Origin of the sequence: Lewinella sp. IMCC34191, from assembly GCF_003390935.1 — a bacterium.
Taxonomy (GTDB): domain Bacteria; phylum Bacteroidota; class Bacteroidia; order Chitinophagales; family Saprospiraceae; genus Neolewinella.
Map to the genome: position 1 here is coordinate 111,072 of NZ_QNQZ01000012.1, position 17,667 is coordinate 128,738.

16 protein-coding genes are annotated in these 17,667 nt (G+C 58.6%); 8 read left to right on the forward strand and 8 right to left on the reverse strand.

Annotated elements, in window-relative coordinates:
• Positions 1-146 precede the first annotated feature (146 nt).
• Positions 147-1,220, forward strand: coding sequence for an outer membrane beta-barrel protein (locus tag DRW39_RS19685; protein WP_157976238.1), 1,074 nt, complete (start codon positions 147-149; stop codon positions 1,218-1,220).
• Positions 1,221-1,230: 10 nt separating this feature from the next.
• On the opposite strand, the gene DRW39_RS19690 is transcribed toward DRW39_RS19685, so the two are convergent.
• Entirely contained in the window at positions 1,231-2,076 is an 846-nt protein-coding gene (locus DRW39_RS19690; protein WP_116108801.1) for a metallophosphoesterase, read from the reverse strand.
• Between the two features lie 364 nt (positions 2,077-2,440).
• Between DRW39_RS19690 and DRW39_RS19695 the strand changes: the two genes are divergently transcribed.
• The 3 genes from DRW39_RS19695 (at position 2,441) to DRW39_RS19705 (ending at position 6,409) form a co-directional block, all read left to right on the forward strand.
• Positions 2,441-3,511 carry an outer membrane beta-barrel protein gene (locus DRW39_RS19695; protein ID WP_116108802.1) on the forward strand — a complete coding sequence of 357 codons (1,071 nt, stop codon included), beginning with the start codon at positions 2,441-2,443 and terminating at the stop codon, positions 3,509-3,511.
• 216 nt (positions 3,512-3,727) lie between these two features.
• Positions 3,728-5,908, forward strand: a complete 2,181-nt coding sequence (locus DRW39_RS19700; RefSeq protein ID WP_116108803.1) for a cellulase family glycosylhydrolase — start codon at positions 3,728-3,730, stop codon at positions 5,906-5,908.
• A gap of 180 nt (positions 5,909-6,088) precedes the next feature.
• A complete protein-coding gene (locus DRW39_RS19705) occupies positions 6,089-6,409 on the forward strand; it encodes a twin-arginine translocase TatA/TatE family subunit (RefSeq protein ID WP_116108804.1) in 321 nt (106 codons plus the stop codon).
• A gap of 61 nt (positions 6,410-6,470) precedes the next feature.
• Here DRW39_RS19705 and DRW39_RS19710 read toward each other — a convergent pair whose 3' ends face one another.
• Positions 6,471-7,547: a serine hydrolase domain-containing protein gene (locus DRW39_RS19710; RefSeq protein ID WP_157976239.1), complete on the reverse strand. Its 1,077-nt coding sequence runs from the start codon at positions 7,545-7,547 to the stop codon at positions 6,471-6,473.
• 288 nt (positions 7,548-7,835) lie between these two features.
• Between DRW39_RS19710 and lysS the strand changes: the two genes are divergently transcribed.
• Both lysS and lgt read left to right on the forward strand, forming a co-directional pair.
• On the forward strand, positions 7,836-9,359 hold the full coding sequence (gene lysS, locus DRW39_RS19715) for a lysine--tRNA ligase (protein WP_116108806.1): 1,524 nt from the start codon (positions 7,836-7,838) through the stop codon (positions 9,357-9,359).
• An 83-nt stretch (positions 9,360-9,442) separates the two neighbouring features.
• Positions 9,443-10,288 (forward strand): prolipoprotein diacylglyceryl transferase, encoded by an 846-nt coding sequence (gene lgt, locus DRW39_RS19720; protein ID WP_116108807.1) that lies wholly within the window; start codon positions 9,443-9,445, stop codon positions 10,286-10,288.
• 14 nt (positions 10,289-10,302) lie between these two features.
• Here the strand turns inward: lgt and DRW39_RS19725 are convergent, their stop codons facing one another.
• Positions 10,303-10,689, reverse strand: a complete 387-nt coding sequence (locus tag DRW39_RS19725; protein ID WP_116108808.1) for a Fur family transcriptional regulator — start codon at positions 10,687-10,689, stop codon at positions 10,303-10,305.
• Positions 10,690-11,036: 347 nt separating this feature from the next.
• Here DRW39_RS19725 and DRW39_RS19730 point away from each other — a divergent pair, with 347 nt between their 5' ends.
• Both DRW39_RS19730 and DRW39_RS19735 read left to right on the forward strand, forming a co-directional pair.
• Complete coding sequence (locus DRW39_RS19730) at positions 11,037-11,435, forward strand: MerC domain-containing protein (protein ID WP_116108809.1); 399 nt, start codon at positions 11,037-11,039, stop codon at positions 11,433-11,435.
• Between the two features lie 533 nt (positions 11,436-11,968).
• The gene (locus DRW39_RS19735; RefSeq protein WP_198664957.1) at positions 11,969-12,595 is read left to right on the forward strand and encodes an HAD family hydrolase; all 627 of its coding nucleotides are present in this window, start codon (positions 11,969-11,971) and stop codon (positions 12,593-12,595) included.
• Between the two features lie 119 nt (positions 12,596-12,714).
• Here the strand turns inward: DRW39_RS19735 and purQ are convergent, their stop codons facing one another.
• The 5 genes from purQ to yidD all read right to left on the reverse strand — a co-directional run bounded on the left by purQ (position 12,715) and on the right by yidD (position 17,488).
• Positions 12,715-13,419, reverse strand: coding sequence for a phosphoribosylformylglycinamidine synthase subunit PurQ (gene purQ, locus DRW39_RS19740; protein ID WP_116108810.1), 705 nt, complete (start codon positions 13,417-13,419; stop codon positions 12,715-12,717).
• A gap of 294 nt (positions 13,420-13,713) precedes the next feature.
• Positions 13,714-14,727, reverse strand: a complete 1,014-nt coding sequence (locus DRW39_RS19745; RefSeq protein ID WP_116108811.1) for a sugar kinase — start codon at positions 14,725-14,727, stop codon at positions 13,714-13,716.
• A 2-nt stretch (positions 14,728-14,729) separates the two neighbouring features.
• The gene (locus DRW39_RS19750; RefSeq protein WP_116108812.1) at positions 14,730-15,920 is read right to left on the reverse strand and encodes a prolipoprotein diacylglyceryl transferase; all 1,191 of its coding nucleotides are present in this window, start codon (positions 15,918-15,920) and stop codon (positions 14,730-14,732) included.
• A gap of 30 nt (positions 15,921-15,950) precedes the next feature.
• Positions 15,951-17,132: a thioredoxin family protein gene (locus DRW39_RS19755; RefSeq protein ID WP_116108813.1), complete on the reverse strand. Its 1,182-nt coding sequence runs from the start codon at positions 17,130-17,132 to the stop codon at positions 15,951-15,953.
• Between the two features lie 113 nt (positions 17,133-17,245).
• Positions 17,246-17,488 (reverse strand): membrane protein insertion efficiency factor YidD, encoded by a 243-nt coding sequence (gene yidD, locus DRW39_RS19760; protein ID WP_116108814.1) that lies wholly within the window; start codon positions 17,486-17,488, stop codon positions 17,246-17,248.
• Positions 17,489-17,667: the final 179 nt, after the last annotated feature.

Below are 17,667 nucleotides of genomic sequence, written 5' to 3' on the forward strand. Positions count from 1 at the left end.
TTTTCCTTGCGTTCGGAAGCTTAATCCATCGACCAAAATTCCCTGCCCGGGAAATGTGGTCTTCTCAAAAATTTCCCATTTATCAGAACATGAAACAACCGGCATTAGGTGATGAGGACTCTTTGGCCTACACTAAATACCCTTTCATGCGATTCACCTTTACGCTCTTATGTCTTTGCCTGTCGCTTTTTGCCTTCTCCCAGATTCAGCGGGGCGACCACATCATCACCCTTAGCGGCCCCGGGGCCAGCAGCTACGGAGCGCAATCGTCGACGGCCGGCGATCTGGGCGGAATACTTTTTGACTTCGATACCGAAGTCAGCCAGTTCTCTCTGCAGCCAACCTACGGTTATGCACTGACCGACCGATGGGTAGTGGGCGGCGCCTTGGGTATTACAAGCTCTCGCTACCCCGCCTCGGCCGGCTCCGGTGACCTCAACTACTGGGACGTCCGGCTTAACCCTTACGTCCGTTACTACGCCGTCAACCACGAGCGGTTCGGCCTCTTCGGGCAGATCGGTACCGGCTTGGGGGCCAACAAGAACGGTGTGTACGGTCTGGAGGAACTGAACTTGCGCGGGGGACTGCAATTCCCCCTGTTGGCGGGTATACGGGTCGGACCGACGCTTGATTACACGATACGCAACCGAAACAATTACCTGACACTGGGAGGTACGATTGAGATTGTCCTCAATCGCGCGTCCGGCGAAGAAGGCAAGCCCACCGCCGGCTTCAAGGCCGGATCTATCATGCTGGGCAGTCAGCTCCTGCAGGCTACCTCTACCCGCAGCATCCTAACCGGCGCGGTAAATGTCGGCGGGCACTACTTCCTGACCGATCGCTTCGCGGCGGGCCTCTCCGTGGGGGCGGGTGGTGGCCGCTATGACCTTGGCACGGCGGCCAATGACCGTTCCTTCCGCACCTCCCAGATGTCCGCCTCGCTGAGCGGCCGCTATTACTTTACCACCAACCGAAATTTGGTCTGGTACGGAGAAGCAGGTATCGGAGTAGGCCGTTTGGCTTACCGATCCGACGTGGCACTCGGTGACCTGCCCATTGACCGGAACGATTTTTCCGTCTTCGGAGGCGTGGGGGCACAGTGGTTCCTAAGGGAGAACCTCGCGCTGGAAACGGGCGTAAAAATCAACCGGAACCTGGTTAACGATAGCTGGGGTACGGCGGTCAGCGTACCGGTGGGCGTCCGTTTCTTTTTGCGGTAGTCCTTTCCTGTCAGGCTTCCCGCCGTAATCGAAATACCGTGATCTCCGGCCGCACGTTAAAGCGCAGCGGCCATAAATGCCCCAGCGCCCGGTTGATGTACAGGCTGCGCCCGTCGTACAGGTCAAAAGCCCCGGCCGTATACCGTTCGTTTTTCACCGGTAGCAGGGGCGGGGGCAGAAAGGGCGGCTTGCACTGCCCGCCGTGGGTATGGCCGGAAAGGATCCAGCCCCGGTAGCCGTTCCAGACGTCGAGGTCGCAGACGTCGGGGTTGTGGCAAAGGGCTACGGTGGGGGCATCGGAATCGAGATCGTTGGTAGCCAGGCGGGGCGCAAAATTGGGGCTGTAGTAATCGTCAATACCGAGGAAGGTGAGGCCGCCGACGGTGGTACGTTCGTTACGTAGGACGGTAATGCCGGCTTTATGTAACTGATCCGTGATGCGGGTAGCAACGTCCAGTTCAGACCAGTTCTTTCCGTAGTCGTGGTTGCCGAGAATCCCCACGGTACCCAGTTTGCCGGTGACGGTGTGTGCGAGTACCTCGTCCAACTGGCGGTGCTGCTCCGGGCTTTCGTAGCTGACGTAGTCGCCGGTGTAAGCGACAAAGTCGGGTTCCAGGGCTTTCGCCTTGCGGAAGGATTCGATCAGGTAGCCGTAATCGAAGCGGTTGCCGACGTGGATGTCGCTGATCTGCATCAGGGTCTTGCCTTCCAGTGCCGGGGGCAGGTTGCGCACCGGCATGTCGCGGTGCACGAATTCCAGCCAGAAGGGCTCGATCCGCCAGGCGTACAGGCCACCGGCGACACCTACGCCGGCAGTAGTGAGGGCCGCGGTTTTGAGGAAGGATCTTCGCTTCATGGGATAGGCTAAAATAAGGAGTCGTTACTACAGGTAACCGTAGATGCTGCCCGTATGGGTTCTGGGCGGCGGAGCGCAGGAAAGATGACCGTCAATTGCGCCGCGGTTATCACAAAGCATCTAACCTGCGCACCGTCGCAAAAATGTACAAGGCCGGCTCCATCGGCCCGGTAGGGTATTTAACAGGATAATTACCTCCCATCCTTTAAGAATAAAATCTAAGCCTACCAGCAATTCCTGTCACTCCGCGTGGGCAGCAAGAGTCGTCCGAGAAATAAGTTGGTTGGCGGCGATTAATTCGTTGCTCGCTGTTCAGCCGGAGCGTAATTTAGATTGTGGCTTAGCCCATACTTAACACCCAATTATGCGTAGCACCTTTACCCTTCTCTGTTTCTGCCTCTCCTTATTCGCCCACGCGCAGATCCAGCGCGGCGACCAAATCATCACGCTGCAAGAACCTTCCTCGACTACGGGACCGGCTCCGATCTTCAATGCGTACGATTTCGGGGAATCGTCTTACGTCCCCTCGCAGGATTACGGACAATTCTACCTGAGCCCCACCTTCGGCTATGCACTGACCGACCGACTTGTAGTGGGGGGCACCGTCCTTACTCTACTGGATATATACGACAGGGGTTGGATTTGGGAAATCGGTCTGAATCCCTACCTGCGCTACTACGCGATCAACGGCAAAAAACTGGGGCTTTATGGCCAGGTGAGTACCGTAATGGGGGTAGTAGGCGGGCGGGTGCCCGACGTGATCATAGCCGGCAAGGGATTCTACGGCTTCGAAACCGCCACCCTCCGCGCGGGCTTGCAACTGCCCCTGGCGACTGACGTCCGTTTCGGGCCCGTGCTCGACTACCAGATTGAACCCGGCCGTAACCTGCTTGCTCTGAGTGCGCAGATCGAAATCGTCTTACGCCGTGGCGGGGAAGCGGAAGCCACCCCCGTCAGCACCTTTCGTGCCGGATCGGTGATGCTCGGCGGGCAGCTGGCGGGAGTGGGCCTCAGGAAGAACTTGGTTTTCGGAAACTTCCGAATAGGAGGGCATTATTTTCTGACGAATCGTTTGGCGGCGGGCTTGTCTCTGGGGGCCAGTAGTACGCGGTTCGGCGTTCAAACCATTTGGAAGGGGGTCACGCTGTCGACGGACGTGAGCGCCCGCTATTATGTGAGTACCGGGAAGCGACTGGTGTGGTACGCCGAGGCCGGCGGGGGATACTATACCGGCCGGCAGTGGAACGACGACCAGTTTGATTCGCCGAACTACCGAGGAGACTATTTTTCCGTCACCGGCGCGGTAGGCGGCCAGTATTTCGTGCGGGATAATTTCGCGCTGGAGTTCGGTCCGCAGTGGAGGGAAGTCCTCGATAATCCATACGAAGAGAATTCCATAGATCTGAATATCGGAGCGCGGTTCTTGCTGCGCTAGCCCCTAGTCAGCAATGTCCGCTGAGAGACAGGAATCCCATTCGGCGTGACGGAATACTCCCCTTTGGAAGAGAAAAAGGGTGGTTTTTTCCCAAATGACCGTTTTTTCGAGTATACTTACTAGGTACGGTTGGCCAAAGGCTCACGCTTTCGCCACCGGCCGTACCAGGGGAATCCGCATTCGCGGAGCCTGAGCCTAGACCCATAATTGAAACCCATGTTATCGCAAATTTTTACTCCCTTTGGAAGGGCTGCCCTATTGACGGCACTGCTTTTCCCCCTCTACCCCTTTATCGCAACCGCCCAGGGCATCGTCAGTGAATACGGTCGACTGCAGGTCGACGGTAACCGGATCGACGGCGCGGACGGCAATCCCGTCAGCCTGGCCGGTAACAGTTTCTTCTGGAGCAACGCCGGGGACACCTACGATTATTACCAGGCCGCGGCGGTCGATCATCTGGCCACGGAATGGGGCAGTGACCTCGTACGCGCCGCCATTGGCGTCAAGGAAAGCTGGGACGCCGGCCGCGGTTACGTCGATTCTCCTCAATTACAGCTAGCCAAGGCCCGGACCATCATCGACGCGGCCATTGCCAACGATATCTACGTGATCGTCGACTGGCACACCCACGAAGCCGAGCGCTACCAGAGCGAGGCCATCACCTTCTTTACGGACATCGCCCGGCTCTACGGCGACCGCGACAACATCATCTACGAAGTCTACAACGAGCCGATAAACCAGTCCTGGGGTACGATCAAGAACTACGCGGAGGCGGTCATCGCGGCCATCCGCGCCGAGGATCCGGATAACCTGATCGTGGTCGGTACGCCCTTCTATTCGCAACGGGTCGGACAGGCCGCCGCGAATCCGATCCAGGACAATAACGTAGCCTACACCCTCCATTTCTACGCCGGTACCCACGGTGACGGGCTGCGCAACGAGGCGCAGGGTGCGCTGGACAGCGGCATCCCCCTCTTCGTAACCGAGTGGGGCAGCGTCGACGCCAGCGGTAAGGGCGCGCCGGACGTGGCCGCCACCGAAGCGTGGATGGACTTCCTGCGGGCCAATGACCTGAGCCACGCGAACTGGTCCGTAGCCGACAAGGTCGAGGATCCGGGCGCGGCTTTCCCCTCCGGTGCCTCGATCGTAGAGCCCGGCGCGGGTCTGGACGGGCTACTCAACGATCAGCTTTCCGCGGCCGGCGATTTGGTCAAACCCATCATCCAACAGTGGAATACCGGCGGCGGCGGCACGGGGGATCCCGATCCGGAACCCTCCAATCCGTGTAGCGAAAGCGGTGCGTCGATCGACGGAGGCATCCAGGCCGAAGATTACTGCGCGATGGAGGGCATCCAGACGGAGTCGACCACCGACGCGGGTGGCGGAACGAACGTGGGGTGGATCGACGTGGGTGACTATCTCGATTACCGACTGAACGTACCCTCCGCCGGAACCTATACCGTCAGCTACCGCGTAGCCAGTACGGGCGGCGCCGGTCGGGTGAGCTTCCGGGTAGGTGGCAATACACTCGCCACGACGGCTATTCCAAATACGGACGGCTGGCAGCGTTGGACGACCGTTACCGCTTCCGTCGATCTGCCGGCGGGCAATCAAACGATTCGTCTGTATGCCGCCGGTGGGGGATGGAACCTCAACTGGTTTACGCTAACCGCGGGGGGCACGACCGATCCCAATCCGGATCCGGAACCCGATCCGAACCCCGGTACCGGTACCTGTGATTTTGGGACCCCTACGTCCAGCTCGCTAGCGAATATCGGGCAAGCTACCTATAGCAACGCCTATGTGATCGGTGGTGGCGGGCCCAACCTGGGCAACCTGCGCGAATTTACCATCAACTGGGACGCGCCCAACAACGGGCTTTACCAGTTTGCGATCAGCACCAATAACGGGTCGCCAAGTTGGTACGTGGATCTCCGCTCGTCGATGCAGTGGAACTTTGGCAGCGCGCAGCCGGAGCTCACGTTGGAGGGTAGCGGTTTCCCCGGCCTTGACGGTAGTTACTGGGTAACGGTCGACGGAGGCAACTTCGTGATGGTATCCAAAACGGGGGACTATTCGATCTACTTCACCGATGCGGCTACCGCGCCCGGCTGTGTCGCCGCACGTATCCGCCCGGCGGGAACTGCAAGTGTTGCGCCTACCATGCTGCGCCTGTCGCCGAACCCGACGGCTACGGATTACGTCCTCCTCGAAGGGCTGGACGAGCGCGAGGGAAGCTACCGACTGACGGATATGCAAGGACGGCAGATATCCACGGGGAAGTTCGCCGAAACGGCCAATCTGCGGATCGATCTGCCGGAACTGGCCAGTGGCGTGTATGTAATCACGGTGGTACGCGGAGCGGATCGTCAGAGCCTGCGGTTAGTGCGCAGGTAAGAAAACCACGGGTACCGTCGTTACGTAACTGTATATAATCCCGCGCAGCGCTGCGGCTCAAGCGATTGCGGCTGCCGGCAAAGGAATTACTTAGGTCGGTCGCGAAACAACTCAAGCCCCCGGCCGCACGTTAGTGTAAAATATGCGCTACCTTTGGTTACGCTTTCAACTACGAAACAGATGAATACCACGCTACTTTTCCTCAATGCCATTGGCCCGGAGATGATCCTGGTCTTCTTTGCTATCCTGCTCCTCTTCGGTGGCAAGAAAATACCCGAACTGATGCGTGGCATCGGTAAAGGAATCCGGGAATTCAACACCGCTAAAGGCTCCCTCGAGAAGGAGCTTAAGGACGGTATGAAAGAGGAAGAAGACCGCGAGAAGCGTGAGCGCGAAATTAGAGAGCAGCGCGACCGGGATGCCCGTGAGCTTGCCGAATTGCGCGAGCGCGAAGCCCGCCGTCAGAAGGAGGAATCCTTTATTACCCGTAACGACGACTAGCCAATACGGCTCACCGTCTTAGGAAAAGCCCCTTCGCCGACGGTGAAGGGGCTTTTTCATTTTATCGTAAGAATTGCAGCCCCGTCCGATCAACCAAATCGTCAAGCAGCAGGACATTGGTGAGCACGACTACGCCCCGCTGCTTCTCAACGTCGACAGCCACGAAGGAGCGATAGCCACCAACGGCACCATTGTGCCAGTGAACCGTACGAGCCGGTTCGGGGTGAAGAATCTGCCAACCCAGCGCTACGGACATGTGGTCGTTCAGCTTTACCTGTTCTTGTCGGGTGAAGGCGAGTATCGGCTGGGCTGTATCCAGTTGGGCCCGTAGGAAATGCGCCATGTCGCGGGGCGTGGAGACCAATGCCCCGGCGGCCCCCAGCGCTTCGGTGAAGGACCAGAACACGTCGGAGCTCCCGTCTTCATTCAGACCGGGAACCATCAAGGTGCTGCTGTCCGCTCCGAAGTGGGTATCCGCCAAGCCTAGCGGACTGAGCACGCGCCGTTGCAGGGCGGCCTCGTAACCCACGCTGTCGACGTACCGGCCAAGAGTATATCCCAGCAGGCCGAAACCGAGATTGGAGTAGCCGCCATTTCCGTCACGAGCTACCGTGAGGCCTTCTTGTAGGTAGGCTTCGATCATAGTCGGCGAATAATCGATGTAAGGGTCATCAGGATTTAGCAGCAAACCCGGCATGTTGTTAGGTAAGCGGGGCAACCCGCTGGTATGCGTAGCCAGCTGCCGGTAAGTGAAGGTGATGCTATCGGCGAAGGGAAAATCGTAGGCGGCGGGAACGGGGTCATCGAGGAAGAGGGCACCCTCTTCTACCAGGTCGGCCAATAAGGTGGCGGTAAATACCTTGGTGACGGATCCGATGCCGAAATGCCGGTCGGCGTTTTCTGTTGTTATCAGCTTCCCGTCTTCCCGCCGCACGCCGTAGAGGGTAGTCAGTTCTCCGTCGATTAGAGCGATCCCGGCTTCGGCACCGTCGGGCAGTTGCTTTAGCATTTCATATACCAGTGTCCGTTGATTGGGGGTGAGGCGGGTGGAGTCTTGGGCGTCGATCAGCATGTCGGACTGGGCGGAGAGAAGCTTTGAGAGGGTAAAGAGGGCGAGGAGGAGCGCTAGGCGTGGCATCGTAAACATCGGATGTGTCAGTTATGAAGTTTCGGCAGACATCGGATGTCGATGGCTAGTTCATTCGGTGGGTTAGTCGCAAATCCTGGATAAATCTTACCGAAGATCAAGATTAACTAGGCTTACGGAGGAAATAAGCGTCGATAAGGGCTGATTGGCTGGAGGATTAACATCGGATGGCTGTCAATCCGGCAGGACTGACACATCCGATGTGTCAGTGGGAGGCAACCGTGATCTCAAAACCCCGCAACCGCCGTACCTTCGCGCCCCAATAAAGTATAGACCCCGATGGAACTGACCGACCAGGAAAAAACCCGGCGCGAAAACTTGACCAAGATCCGCGAGCTGGGCATTGAACCCTTTCCCGCCGCCCTCTTCCCGGTGACCCACCTGGCCACGGAGATTAAGGAGCAGGTCGAAGAAGATGCCGAGGGGAACGTGACCAACCTACAGGAGGTGGCGCTGGCCGGCCGGATCATGTCGCAACGCATTATGGGCAAGGCTGCCTTCGCTAACCTGCAAGACAGCAGCGGGCGGATCCAGCTGTACGTCAGCCGGGATGATATCGCACCGGACGAGGACAAGACGATGTATAATACCGTCTTCAAGAAGTTACTCGACCTCGGTGATTTCATCGGCGTCAAGGGCTTCGTCTTCAAGACCCGCACCGGCGAGATCTCGGTACACGTGAAGGAATTCACTTTCCTCGGTAAGTCGCTGCGGCCGCTTCCCTCCCCAAAAGAGGACGAGCAGGGCAAGGTCCACGATGCCTTCAAGGATCCAGAGTTGCGCTACCGGATGCGCTACGTGGACCTAACCGTCAACCCGAAGGTGAAGGAGGTATTCCGGAAGCGGAGCCGGCTGATTACCGCCATGCGCCAGTTCCTGGATGACCTTGGTCTGATGGAGGTGGAAACCCCGGTGCTGCAACCCATCCACGGGGGAGCCGCCGCCCGACCCTTCAAGACCCACCACAACACGCTGGACGTACCGATGTACCTCCGCATCGCCAACGAGCTCTACCTCAAGCGCCTTATCATCGGCGGCTTCGACGGGGTGTACGAGTTCGCCAAGATCTTCCGCAACGAGGGCATGGATCGGACCCACAACCCGGAGTTCACCATGGTCGAGTTCTACGTAGCCTATAAAGACTACAACTGGATGATGGACACCTGCGAGCAACTGCTGGAGCACGCGGTGAAGGCCGTCAACGGTGGTACTACGACCAAGGTCATGATCGGCGAGAACGAGGTCGATTTCAAAGGCCCCTACCGCCGCCTCAGTATGGCCGACGCCATTAAGGAGCACACCGGCGAGAATATCGACGGTGCCGACGAGGACGAGCTCCGCGCCATCGCCGACCGCCTGGACGTCCACCTCGACAAGACCATGGGCCGCGGCAAGATCATCGACGAGATCTTCGGCGAAACCGTGGAGGCGAAGCTGATCCAGCCCACCTTCATCACCGACTACCCGGTCGAGATGTCGCCCCTCACCAAAAAGCACCGCAGCAAGCAAGGCCTGGTGGAGCGCTTTGAACTCATCGTCAACGGCAAGGAACTGGCCAACGCCTACTCCGAGCTCAACGACCCCATCGACCAGCGCGAGCGCTTCGAGGAACAGCTCGAACTCGGCAAACGCGGCGACGAGGAAGCCATGGCCCTCGACGAAGACTTCCTCCGCGCCCTCGAGTACGGCATGCCCCCCACCGCCGGCATCGGCATCGGTATCGACCGGCTCGTCATGCTTCTTACCGGACAGCGGACTATTCAGGAGGTGCTGTTCTTTCCGCAGATGAAACCGGAGAAGTAGTACGGTAGTACGGTAGCAGGTAGTACGGTAGTCCCGTGCGCCCTACCGTACTACCGTAATAAACCCTACCGTACTTATTCACTATGCTCCTCTACATTACCTGGGACGCCTCCCCCGAAATCTTCTCCGTTGGTCCGATCACGCTGCGGTGGTATGGGATGATGTTTGCTATCGGCTTCCTGCTGGGCTTTATGATGGTGCGGCGGATGTTCCTGCGCGACGGGGCACCGGAGTCGTGGCTGGATTACTGTTTCTACTTTCTCATTGCGGGTACCATTTTGGGGGCGCGGCTCGGGCATATTCTATTCTACCAGTGGGACTACTACAGCTCCCATCCGGAGGATATTTTGAAGGTATGGGAGGGCGGCTTGGCCAGTCACGGGGGCGTGATCGGGGTGGTGACGGCGCTGTGGTTGTTCAGCAAATTCGTAAGCAAGCAGTCCTTCTTCTGGATCAGTGACAAGGTGGCCGCGCCGATCGCCCTGGTGGGGGCCATGATCCGCTTCGGAAACCTTATGAACAGCGAGATCGTGGGTACGCCGAGCGATGCTCCTTGGGCGTTCCTGTTCGTCAATGCCAGTCCGGCATCCCTGGCCGACGTGCCGCGGCACCCGGTGCAGTTGTACGAAAGCCTTAGCTACCTGCTGTGTTTCGGCATCCTCATCGCGCTCTACTGGAAGACCGACCTGCGCAACCGTCCCGGCTTTCTCACCGGACTGTGGTTTGCCCTGATTTTCGGCTTCCGCTTCGTATGGGAATTCTTCAAGAGTCAGCAGGGAGGTTTCGCCGCCGATGGTGCCTTACAGACCGGACAGTGGCTCAGTCTTCCACTAGTAGCCCTGGGGCTGGGGTTGATGGCCTTTGCGTATAGCCGGCCGGAGCGTAGCACTGTCGTTGAAGGGGCTAAGGTGGGAAGGGGTAAAGGGTAAGGGAGCAGAAGGGATCACGATTTCTTACTACAGGCCTGGCAGCTTCCCGATATGATGATGTTGCTGTTATCGACCTGGTAGCCGGTAGGAAGTTGATAATCGACTTTTCCGGGTACGCACTCGACCTGGTCGCAGACGACGCAGCGAAAATGCAGGTGGCCGTGGGCGGCGTGGTCGTGGCTGCAATTTTCCTTACAACTGGCAAAGTACTGTCGTCCGTCGTCCGCTACGATGCGGTGGGCCAGTCCGTCGTCGACGAAGCGGTTCAGGATACGGTACACGGTTACCCGATCCATCTGCTTATCCAGCTTTTCGGTAATGCCGTCGTGGCTCAGCGCATTGGGTTCGCGTTGGAGTAGCTCAAGTACGGCAGTCTGGGACTTCGTTTTGCGGCGTGGCATTCTTTAAGCATTTAGCTAATAAGAGAAGGTCTCTACCCTATACTTGGTTTAGACATTATTTGCCGGTTAATTATTGGCTGGACCGAAGATTATTCTTCACCGGACCGGTGCTCGGCCACCATAACTTCGTGCTGCGCTTCCGGTTGACTTATCTTGATGCAACGTCTTTAGTGAGCACCCTCCGACCGGTTGCCATGGAATATAAGTGGATCCGCCGGTCTTTCTGCCCCCGTTTTTCTGCGATTTGCCGCATAAATTAGCCACGCACCCACCACCCTCGCGTAAAGATTTCCAGAGATGGAAAACCTATAGTATTATTGCAATGTTGTTGCATTAATATTTTGACTATGGCTCACCCATCTCTGCTTCATCAGCCCTCCCGGTACGACTGGATGGGACTAACCGCTGGCTTCCTTTGCGCGATCCACTGCGCGGCAACCCCCTTTGTCGCCGCGCTCGTACCGGTACTCACCGATGCCGGAGGATGGTGGGGGATGCTCGACGTATTGTTTCTGGTGGTGAGTCTCATCGCCGTTTGGGGAGTCATTCGGTCCGCTCCCCTGAGCTGGGTGCGCTGGGCGGCGCCCCTTGGCTGGGTTGTCCTGGCACTGGGACTGGCGGCGGAACGTTACGGAATTGCCGGTAGTGATCTCGTTATGTACCTGGGGGGCGCCGGCTTGTTGGTGGCTCACCTGGCTAACATACGCCACTGCCGTCGGTGCCCATACTGTGTCGGGAATGCGTAATATCAGTTTACACCAGATAACCGGTTTTTTAGGGCCCGGGAGGGCGAGGTGAACGGTTGCCGGTCACATAGCACACGACATTCCTACCTTCGCCATTACGTATACCGGCTCTTCTGTCTGCATAGTGTGGCGCCAGAACTGTAGCGGCCGGTACGCCTGTATCGCCACCAGTTCAACGGGCTCCGCGCCCTGGTCAACTACCGTTCCCAGAAGCATTATTTGTTCCTGGCTTTGTAGAGGTAGAGATAGAAACAGGAACGCGTGCAGAATAAGAACCTCAATTGCGGAATCATTGCGTATGTAGAACTTTTGCCAGTTTTCCGAGTAAACGATCGCTTCCCGGTATTGATCGGCAAAGCCAAACGGTCATAATTGCTTTGCGCGCTCACCCTCTTTTGAGTCGGGTCAGCCACTTAAGCGATCTTACCCGGTTTCGGACTACGGGAAGGTTCCCATTTGCTGGATTACCTTGTACCTGCGCTCCGCCGCCCAATACCTTCTATTCGTCCCATATATACGTAAAGCCTTCTCCCTTGGACATTCACACCATTATTTTCGATCTCGGCAACGTACTCATCGGCTGGCAGCCCCGGGTGCTGTTCGAGCAAGTCTTCGATACGAAGGAGGAGGTTGACCATTTCCTGCAGAACGTGGCGACGCTGGAGTGGAACGAGAAGCAGGACGCCGGCCGGACCATCGAGGAGGGAACGCGGGAACTGATCGCCGAGCACCCCGAGTTCGAGCGCGAGATCCGCATCTACTACGACCGCTGGACGGAAACCATCACCGGGCCAATCGAGGGGACGGTAGAAATACTGAAGGAGCTGAAAGCCAGTGGTAACTACCGCCTGCTGGCGCTGACGAACTGGTCGCACGAGCTCTTTCCCTGGGCACGGGAGACCTTCGACTTTCTGGAGCTCTTCGAGGACATCATGGTATCGGGGGAGGTGCAATTGCAGAAGCCCGATCCGGCCATCTATCGGCTATTACACGAAACGTACGACCTGCAAGGGTACGGCGGATGCGTATTTATCGACGACAGCCTGCGCAACGTGGAAGCGGCGCGGAAGGAGGGGTTGGATACGATTCGCTTTGAGAATCCGGAGCAGCTACGGGGGGCGTTAAGGGAACGGGGGGTGGAGTTAGGGGATAGGATATAGGGGGTAGGGTATAGGGGATAGGATATAGCAGGTACCAGGTAGGGGTAGCATATAGCTGTTATTGGGTAGCTTTAAGTGTACGTACTACATCCTATAACCTATAACCTGTAAACTACCCGCTATGATGCTGTTACCGCTTCGGCTAATCCCTGGAAGATCGTGAAGCCGTCGCGGTTGCCGAGGATGTCTTCGCTGGCGCGTTCGGGGTGGGGCATCATGCCGAAGACGTTGCGCTCGGCGTTGCAAATACCGGCGATGTTGCCGACCGAGCCGTTGTGGTTACTGTCGAGGTGCACCTCACCGGCGCCGTCGCAGTAGCGGAAGAGGACCTGGTCGTTTTGGTTGAGCTCGTGGATGGTTTGCTCGTCGGCGTAGTAGCGGCCTTCGGCGTGGGCGATGGGAATGCGGAGCACCTGGCCGGGAGAGAGGCGGCGGTTGGTGGGGGCGTTATCCGTTTCGGCGCGAATAAAGACGTTTTTGGCGATGAATTTCTGCTCGCGGTTCCGCAGCAGGGCACCGGGAAGCAGGCCGGCTTCGCAGAGGATCTGAAAACCGTTGCAGATACCGAAGACATAGCCACCCCGGTTGGCGAAATCGATCACCGATTTCATGATGGGCGAGAAACGGGCTACGGCACCGGCACGAACGTAGTCGCCGTAGCTGAAGCCACCGGGGACGATGATGCAATCGTCGGTGGTCAGGTCGCCGAGGCTTTCCTCTTTGTGCCAGAGTTTGGTGGTTTCGCAGCCCAGCACGGTGCCGAGAACGTGGACCATATCATCGTCGCAGTTGCTGCCGGGGAAAACGATTACGCCGAATTTCATATCGCTCGAGTTAAGCCAGTTAAGCCGCGAAGATAGGGCGGATTGGCTTGTTGGTCGAGGGGGAAGACATCGGATGTGTCAGTTGCGTCAAAAGTGCAGACATCGGATGTGTCAGCTACGCAGAAGAGTGGTGTATCATATCAAATGGCGATCATATTCTCAGTAATCACCAAAATGAGAACATTATAGCGGACGAAACATCGCGGTAACGGGGAAACCCACACCTGGCACATCCGATGTCTGCCAAAACGACAGACCTGACACATCCGATGTTTACACGCTACGCCAGGCCCCCTACCGCTTAACCCGCCCGCTACCGTTCCCCTCCATGAGGTTGACTACTTCGTCGACCGTGACCAGGTTGACGTCGCCGGGGATGGTATGCTTCAGCGCCGAGGCCGCCGCGGCGTAGCGGACCGCCATCGCCGGATCGTCGGGCCAGGTGATGAGGCCGTAGATCAGGCCGCCCATGAAGCTGTCGCCGCCGCCGACCCGGTCGACGATGTGTGTCAGCTGGTAAGTCGGGGAGGCGTGAAGTTCGTTGTCGGCCCAGAGGAGGCCGCTGTAGGTGTTGTGGCTGGCGGAGAGCGTTTCGCGGACGGTAGTGGCGATCCGGCGGGCCTTCGGAAAGCGCTCCTGCATGGCCTTCGCTACGGTGGCGAAGTCGTCCTCCGGCGGGCGGGGGATACCGAAGTAGCTTTCCGCTTCCCGGCTGCCGCCAACGATGAGGTCGCAGTATTCGACCAGCGCGGGCATGATCTCGCGGGGGGACTTGCCGTACTGCCAGAGTTTTTCGCGGTGGTTGAGGTCAACGCTGATGGTAAGGCCCCGGTCGGCGGCGGCGCGACAGGCTTCCAGGCAGGCGTCGGCGGCGGATTGGCTCAGGGCCGGGGTGATGCCCGTCCAGTGAAACCAGCCGGCCCCCTTAAAGGCGGCATCCCAGTCGATTTGCCCGGGCCGGATGGTGGCCATGCCGCTGTCTTCCCGGTCGTAAACCACCTTCGAGGCACGCTGTACGGCTCCCTTTTCCAGAAAGTATATCCCGAGGCGTTTGCCCCCGCGAACAACGTGTTCCGTTTCGATGCCGGCCCCACGTAGGGTGTAAAGCGCGCATTCGCCGAGGTCGTTATCGGGTAGCCGGGTGACGAAGGAGACGCCCAGTCCGAAATTCGCCAGGGACACCGCCACGTTGCTTTCCCCGCCCCCGTATTCCACCCGCAGATCGCGGGCCTGCCGGAAGCGCTGGTGGCCGGGCGGGCTCAGCCGCAGCATGATCTCGCCGAAGGTGACGACCTGAGTAGCTTTCATATCTAATCTGCTTTTATCCTGCGCTCCGCCGCCATACTATAGCTCATCCGGCCCCGCCGGTACACGAACAGGCCGCCCACGATACCGGCCAGCATGAAGCCAAGGGCGATGATTTGCGCCTGCGTAAGGCTCATGCCAAGGAAGTCGTACTGGTCGTTAAGGCGCACGTACTCGATGAAGAAGCGCTCGACGCCGTTCAGGAAGAGGTAGATACAAAACAGCATGGCGGGGTAGACCGTCAGCGGCTTGCGGACAGCCCACAAGATGCCGCCGATCGCGAAGGCCATCAGCGTTTCGTACACCGGTGTGGGGTAATGGAGTTCGGGGAGGACATTGCAGTACAGATCCGTACAGCCCTCGATGGGGACGCCGCGGTTCAGGACATTATTCGGGTAATCGAATCCGTAGAGCCAGTCGGGTAGGAACCAGCTGTCAGGAATGGCAGCGATCGCCGTGCCCCAGTCGCCGTCGCCGCTTAGTTGGCAGCCGATACGGCCCACGCCGTAGGCCACGATCAGGGCCGGCGCCACCGCATCCATGACGGGCAGCACCGCGATCTTGTGCTTGCGCAGGTAGAGGTACACCGCTACGCCGCCGCCGATGAGGCCGCCGTAAATGGCCAGGCCGCCGCCGCTGAACAGCTCCTGGATGGGGTTCTGGAGAAAGCGGTCCCAGTACTCGATCACGGCAAAGAGCTTGGCACCGAGCAGGCCGCCTACCGCCGCCATCATGGTGATGGGCCCGACGCGGTCGCTGGGGTACACCATCACCGGCCGGGGTTCGGGTAGCTCCCCCTGTTTGCTGCCGATGCGGTAGTAGTAGGCGAAGTAAAGGGCCGCGCCGATGAGGCCGCCCAGGAAGTAGCCCTCGGTAGACAGCAGCGTACCGGAGGGATCGCGCTGCATTTCTGCGAAGTTAGCCACCACGTACGGCAGCTTATAACCGAGGACGAAGCCCAGGATCGTATTGGTAATATAGTCCGCCGTAGTCACCGTCTCGCCGGGGATACGCAGCGACTTTTCTCCCCGCAACTGGCCGATCCGTTCCCGCCGGCGAAGTTCGAGCTTCAGCAGCTGGGCGGCCACGATGAAGGCCAGCAGCAGGAAGAGCCCGAAGGTTTTGACGATGCTGAAACCGTTATCGCGGGCGGTGCCGATCAGGTCGTGGAGCAGGTAGGAAAGATCCGGATACATGATCGCAAAGCTACGCCACGAACGGTAGTCTTAGCCCGCCTGGGCCCGAAGCTGGTCGACGAGGTCCTGAATGGCACGCCGGTAGTTATCGCGGCCGTCGGGTCCGAGGGAGGTCAGCGAGTTTTCGGCGGCTTCCAGGCCCTGGGCGTAGCGCTGCCGTTTCTGTAGGAAGCGCGCGAGGTTGTAGTAGTCGCGCCAGCCCTCCTCGGCCAGTTCTGCAGCGGAAGCCAGGGATTCGGCGGCCAGGTCGATGATGACGGAATAATTGATGAATTCCGAATTCTCGAGTGCGCCGAAGAGGTTGCGGAGTCGGTCCTCATCACCATCTGCCCCCTTCTTGCGGTAATTTTTGGCTGCCTTATACACCTCTTTATGGTCGTTCCCCTGGAGCGCGAAGGCAAATTCCCCCTCGGATTCGAGGCGTTTGGCTTCGTCCTTATCCACGAGCGCCATCTTGTCCACGGCGGTCTCCATGAGGTCTTCGCTGCGGTATTCGAGCGCCTTGTTGAAGGTGGCCCGTACGGCATCGCGCACCTTCTCGTCGTAAGCCTGGCGGCCCTCCAGCTCTATTATACCGTCGCGCTGTTCGATCAGTAGATCAAACAGGCGGCTGTCGGCCTCCGTCGTAGCAATAAAAATAGTGCGGCGGGGCGCAGGTAAAGAGAAGTCAAGCCCCGGTGTCCGCAGGTAGTCGTTGGCGATCTTCAGGTGGGGTTCGCCGCGTCGGATCAGGGCACGAATCAATTTGTAGGCGGCTTCCGGTTCTCCGCTTTCGTAGTCCCGCTGCAGGGCGTCCATATTATCGATCCGTTCCAGCGCGGTGCGGGCATCGCTGATGAGCTGACCGGCCTGGCGGGCACCGATGATGCGGTGTACGGGCTCGTTGTCGGCATTGATGAACAGCAGGGTCGGAAAGGCGGGGGCCCGGTGGAATTCGCGGAAGTCGGCTGACTCCGGCTTTTCCATGTCGTACTGGACGCTAATGAAGTTGGTATTGAAGAAGTCACCCACCTCCTCCCGGGGAAAGACGTTGTTGGCCATCATCTTACAGGGGCCGCACCATTCGGCATAGGCATCGACGAAGATGAGCTTGTCCTCGCTTTCGGCCTTGGCAAGGGCTTCGTCCCAGGTGCCCTCAAAGAACTCAATGCCCTGGGCGGATAGATCGGCGGAAAGCAATAGCAGCAGCAAGAGGGGTAGGGAATAACGCATACGGATCGGGGGTAAAGCGGCGGATGCCGGTAAACTAACGCACAGTCACGTATACAAGTTACCGTCGACGGGGTGGAACGGCAAGCGATCTTTAACCCCCGTTTAACGCCGTCTCACTCACGCTCGGGCGTGCGGCGCGGATTTTTGGGCACCGGATCCGGTCCGAACCCGCCCCAGGGATGGCAGCGGCCGATGCGTTTGAGCCCGAGCCAACTCCCCTTCAGCGCGCCCCATTCCTTGATGGCCCCAATGGCGTAGTGGCTGCAAGTCGGCGTGTACCGGCAGCGCGCCCCGATCAGCGGCGAGATCGCGATCTGGTAGAAGCGGATGGGGAGGATGAAGAGCTTTTTTAGCATTTAGGGGATAGGGGATAGTATGTAGGGGATAGGTTATAGGATATAGGGGGTAGGTGAGCCTAACTGAATAGCGTTGACAGGTTTAGTACTTAGTTAGCTAGAAGGTGAGACGAAGTTGTCGGTTTTCGGTTGGATGATCGAGAACGACATGAGCGGGCAAAATTTGGCTTACCCCCTTA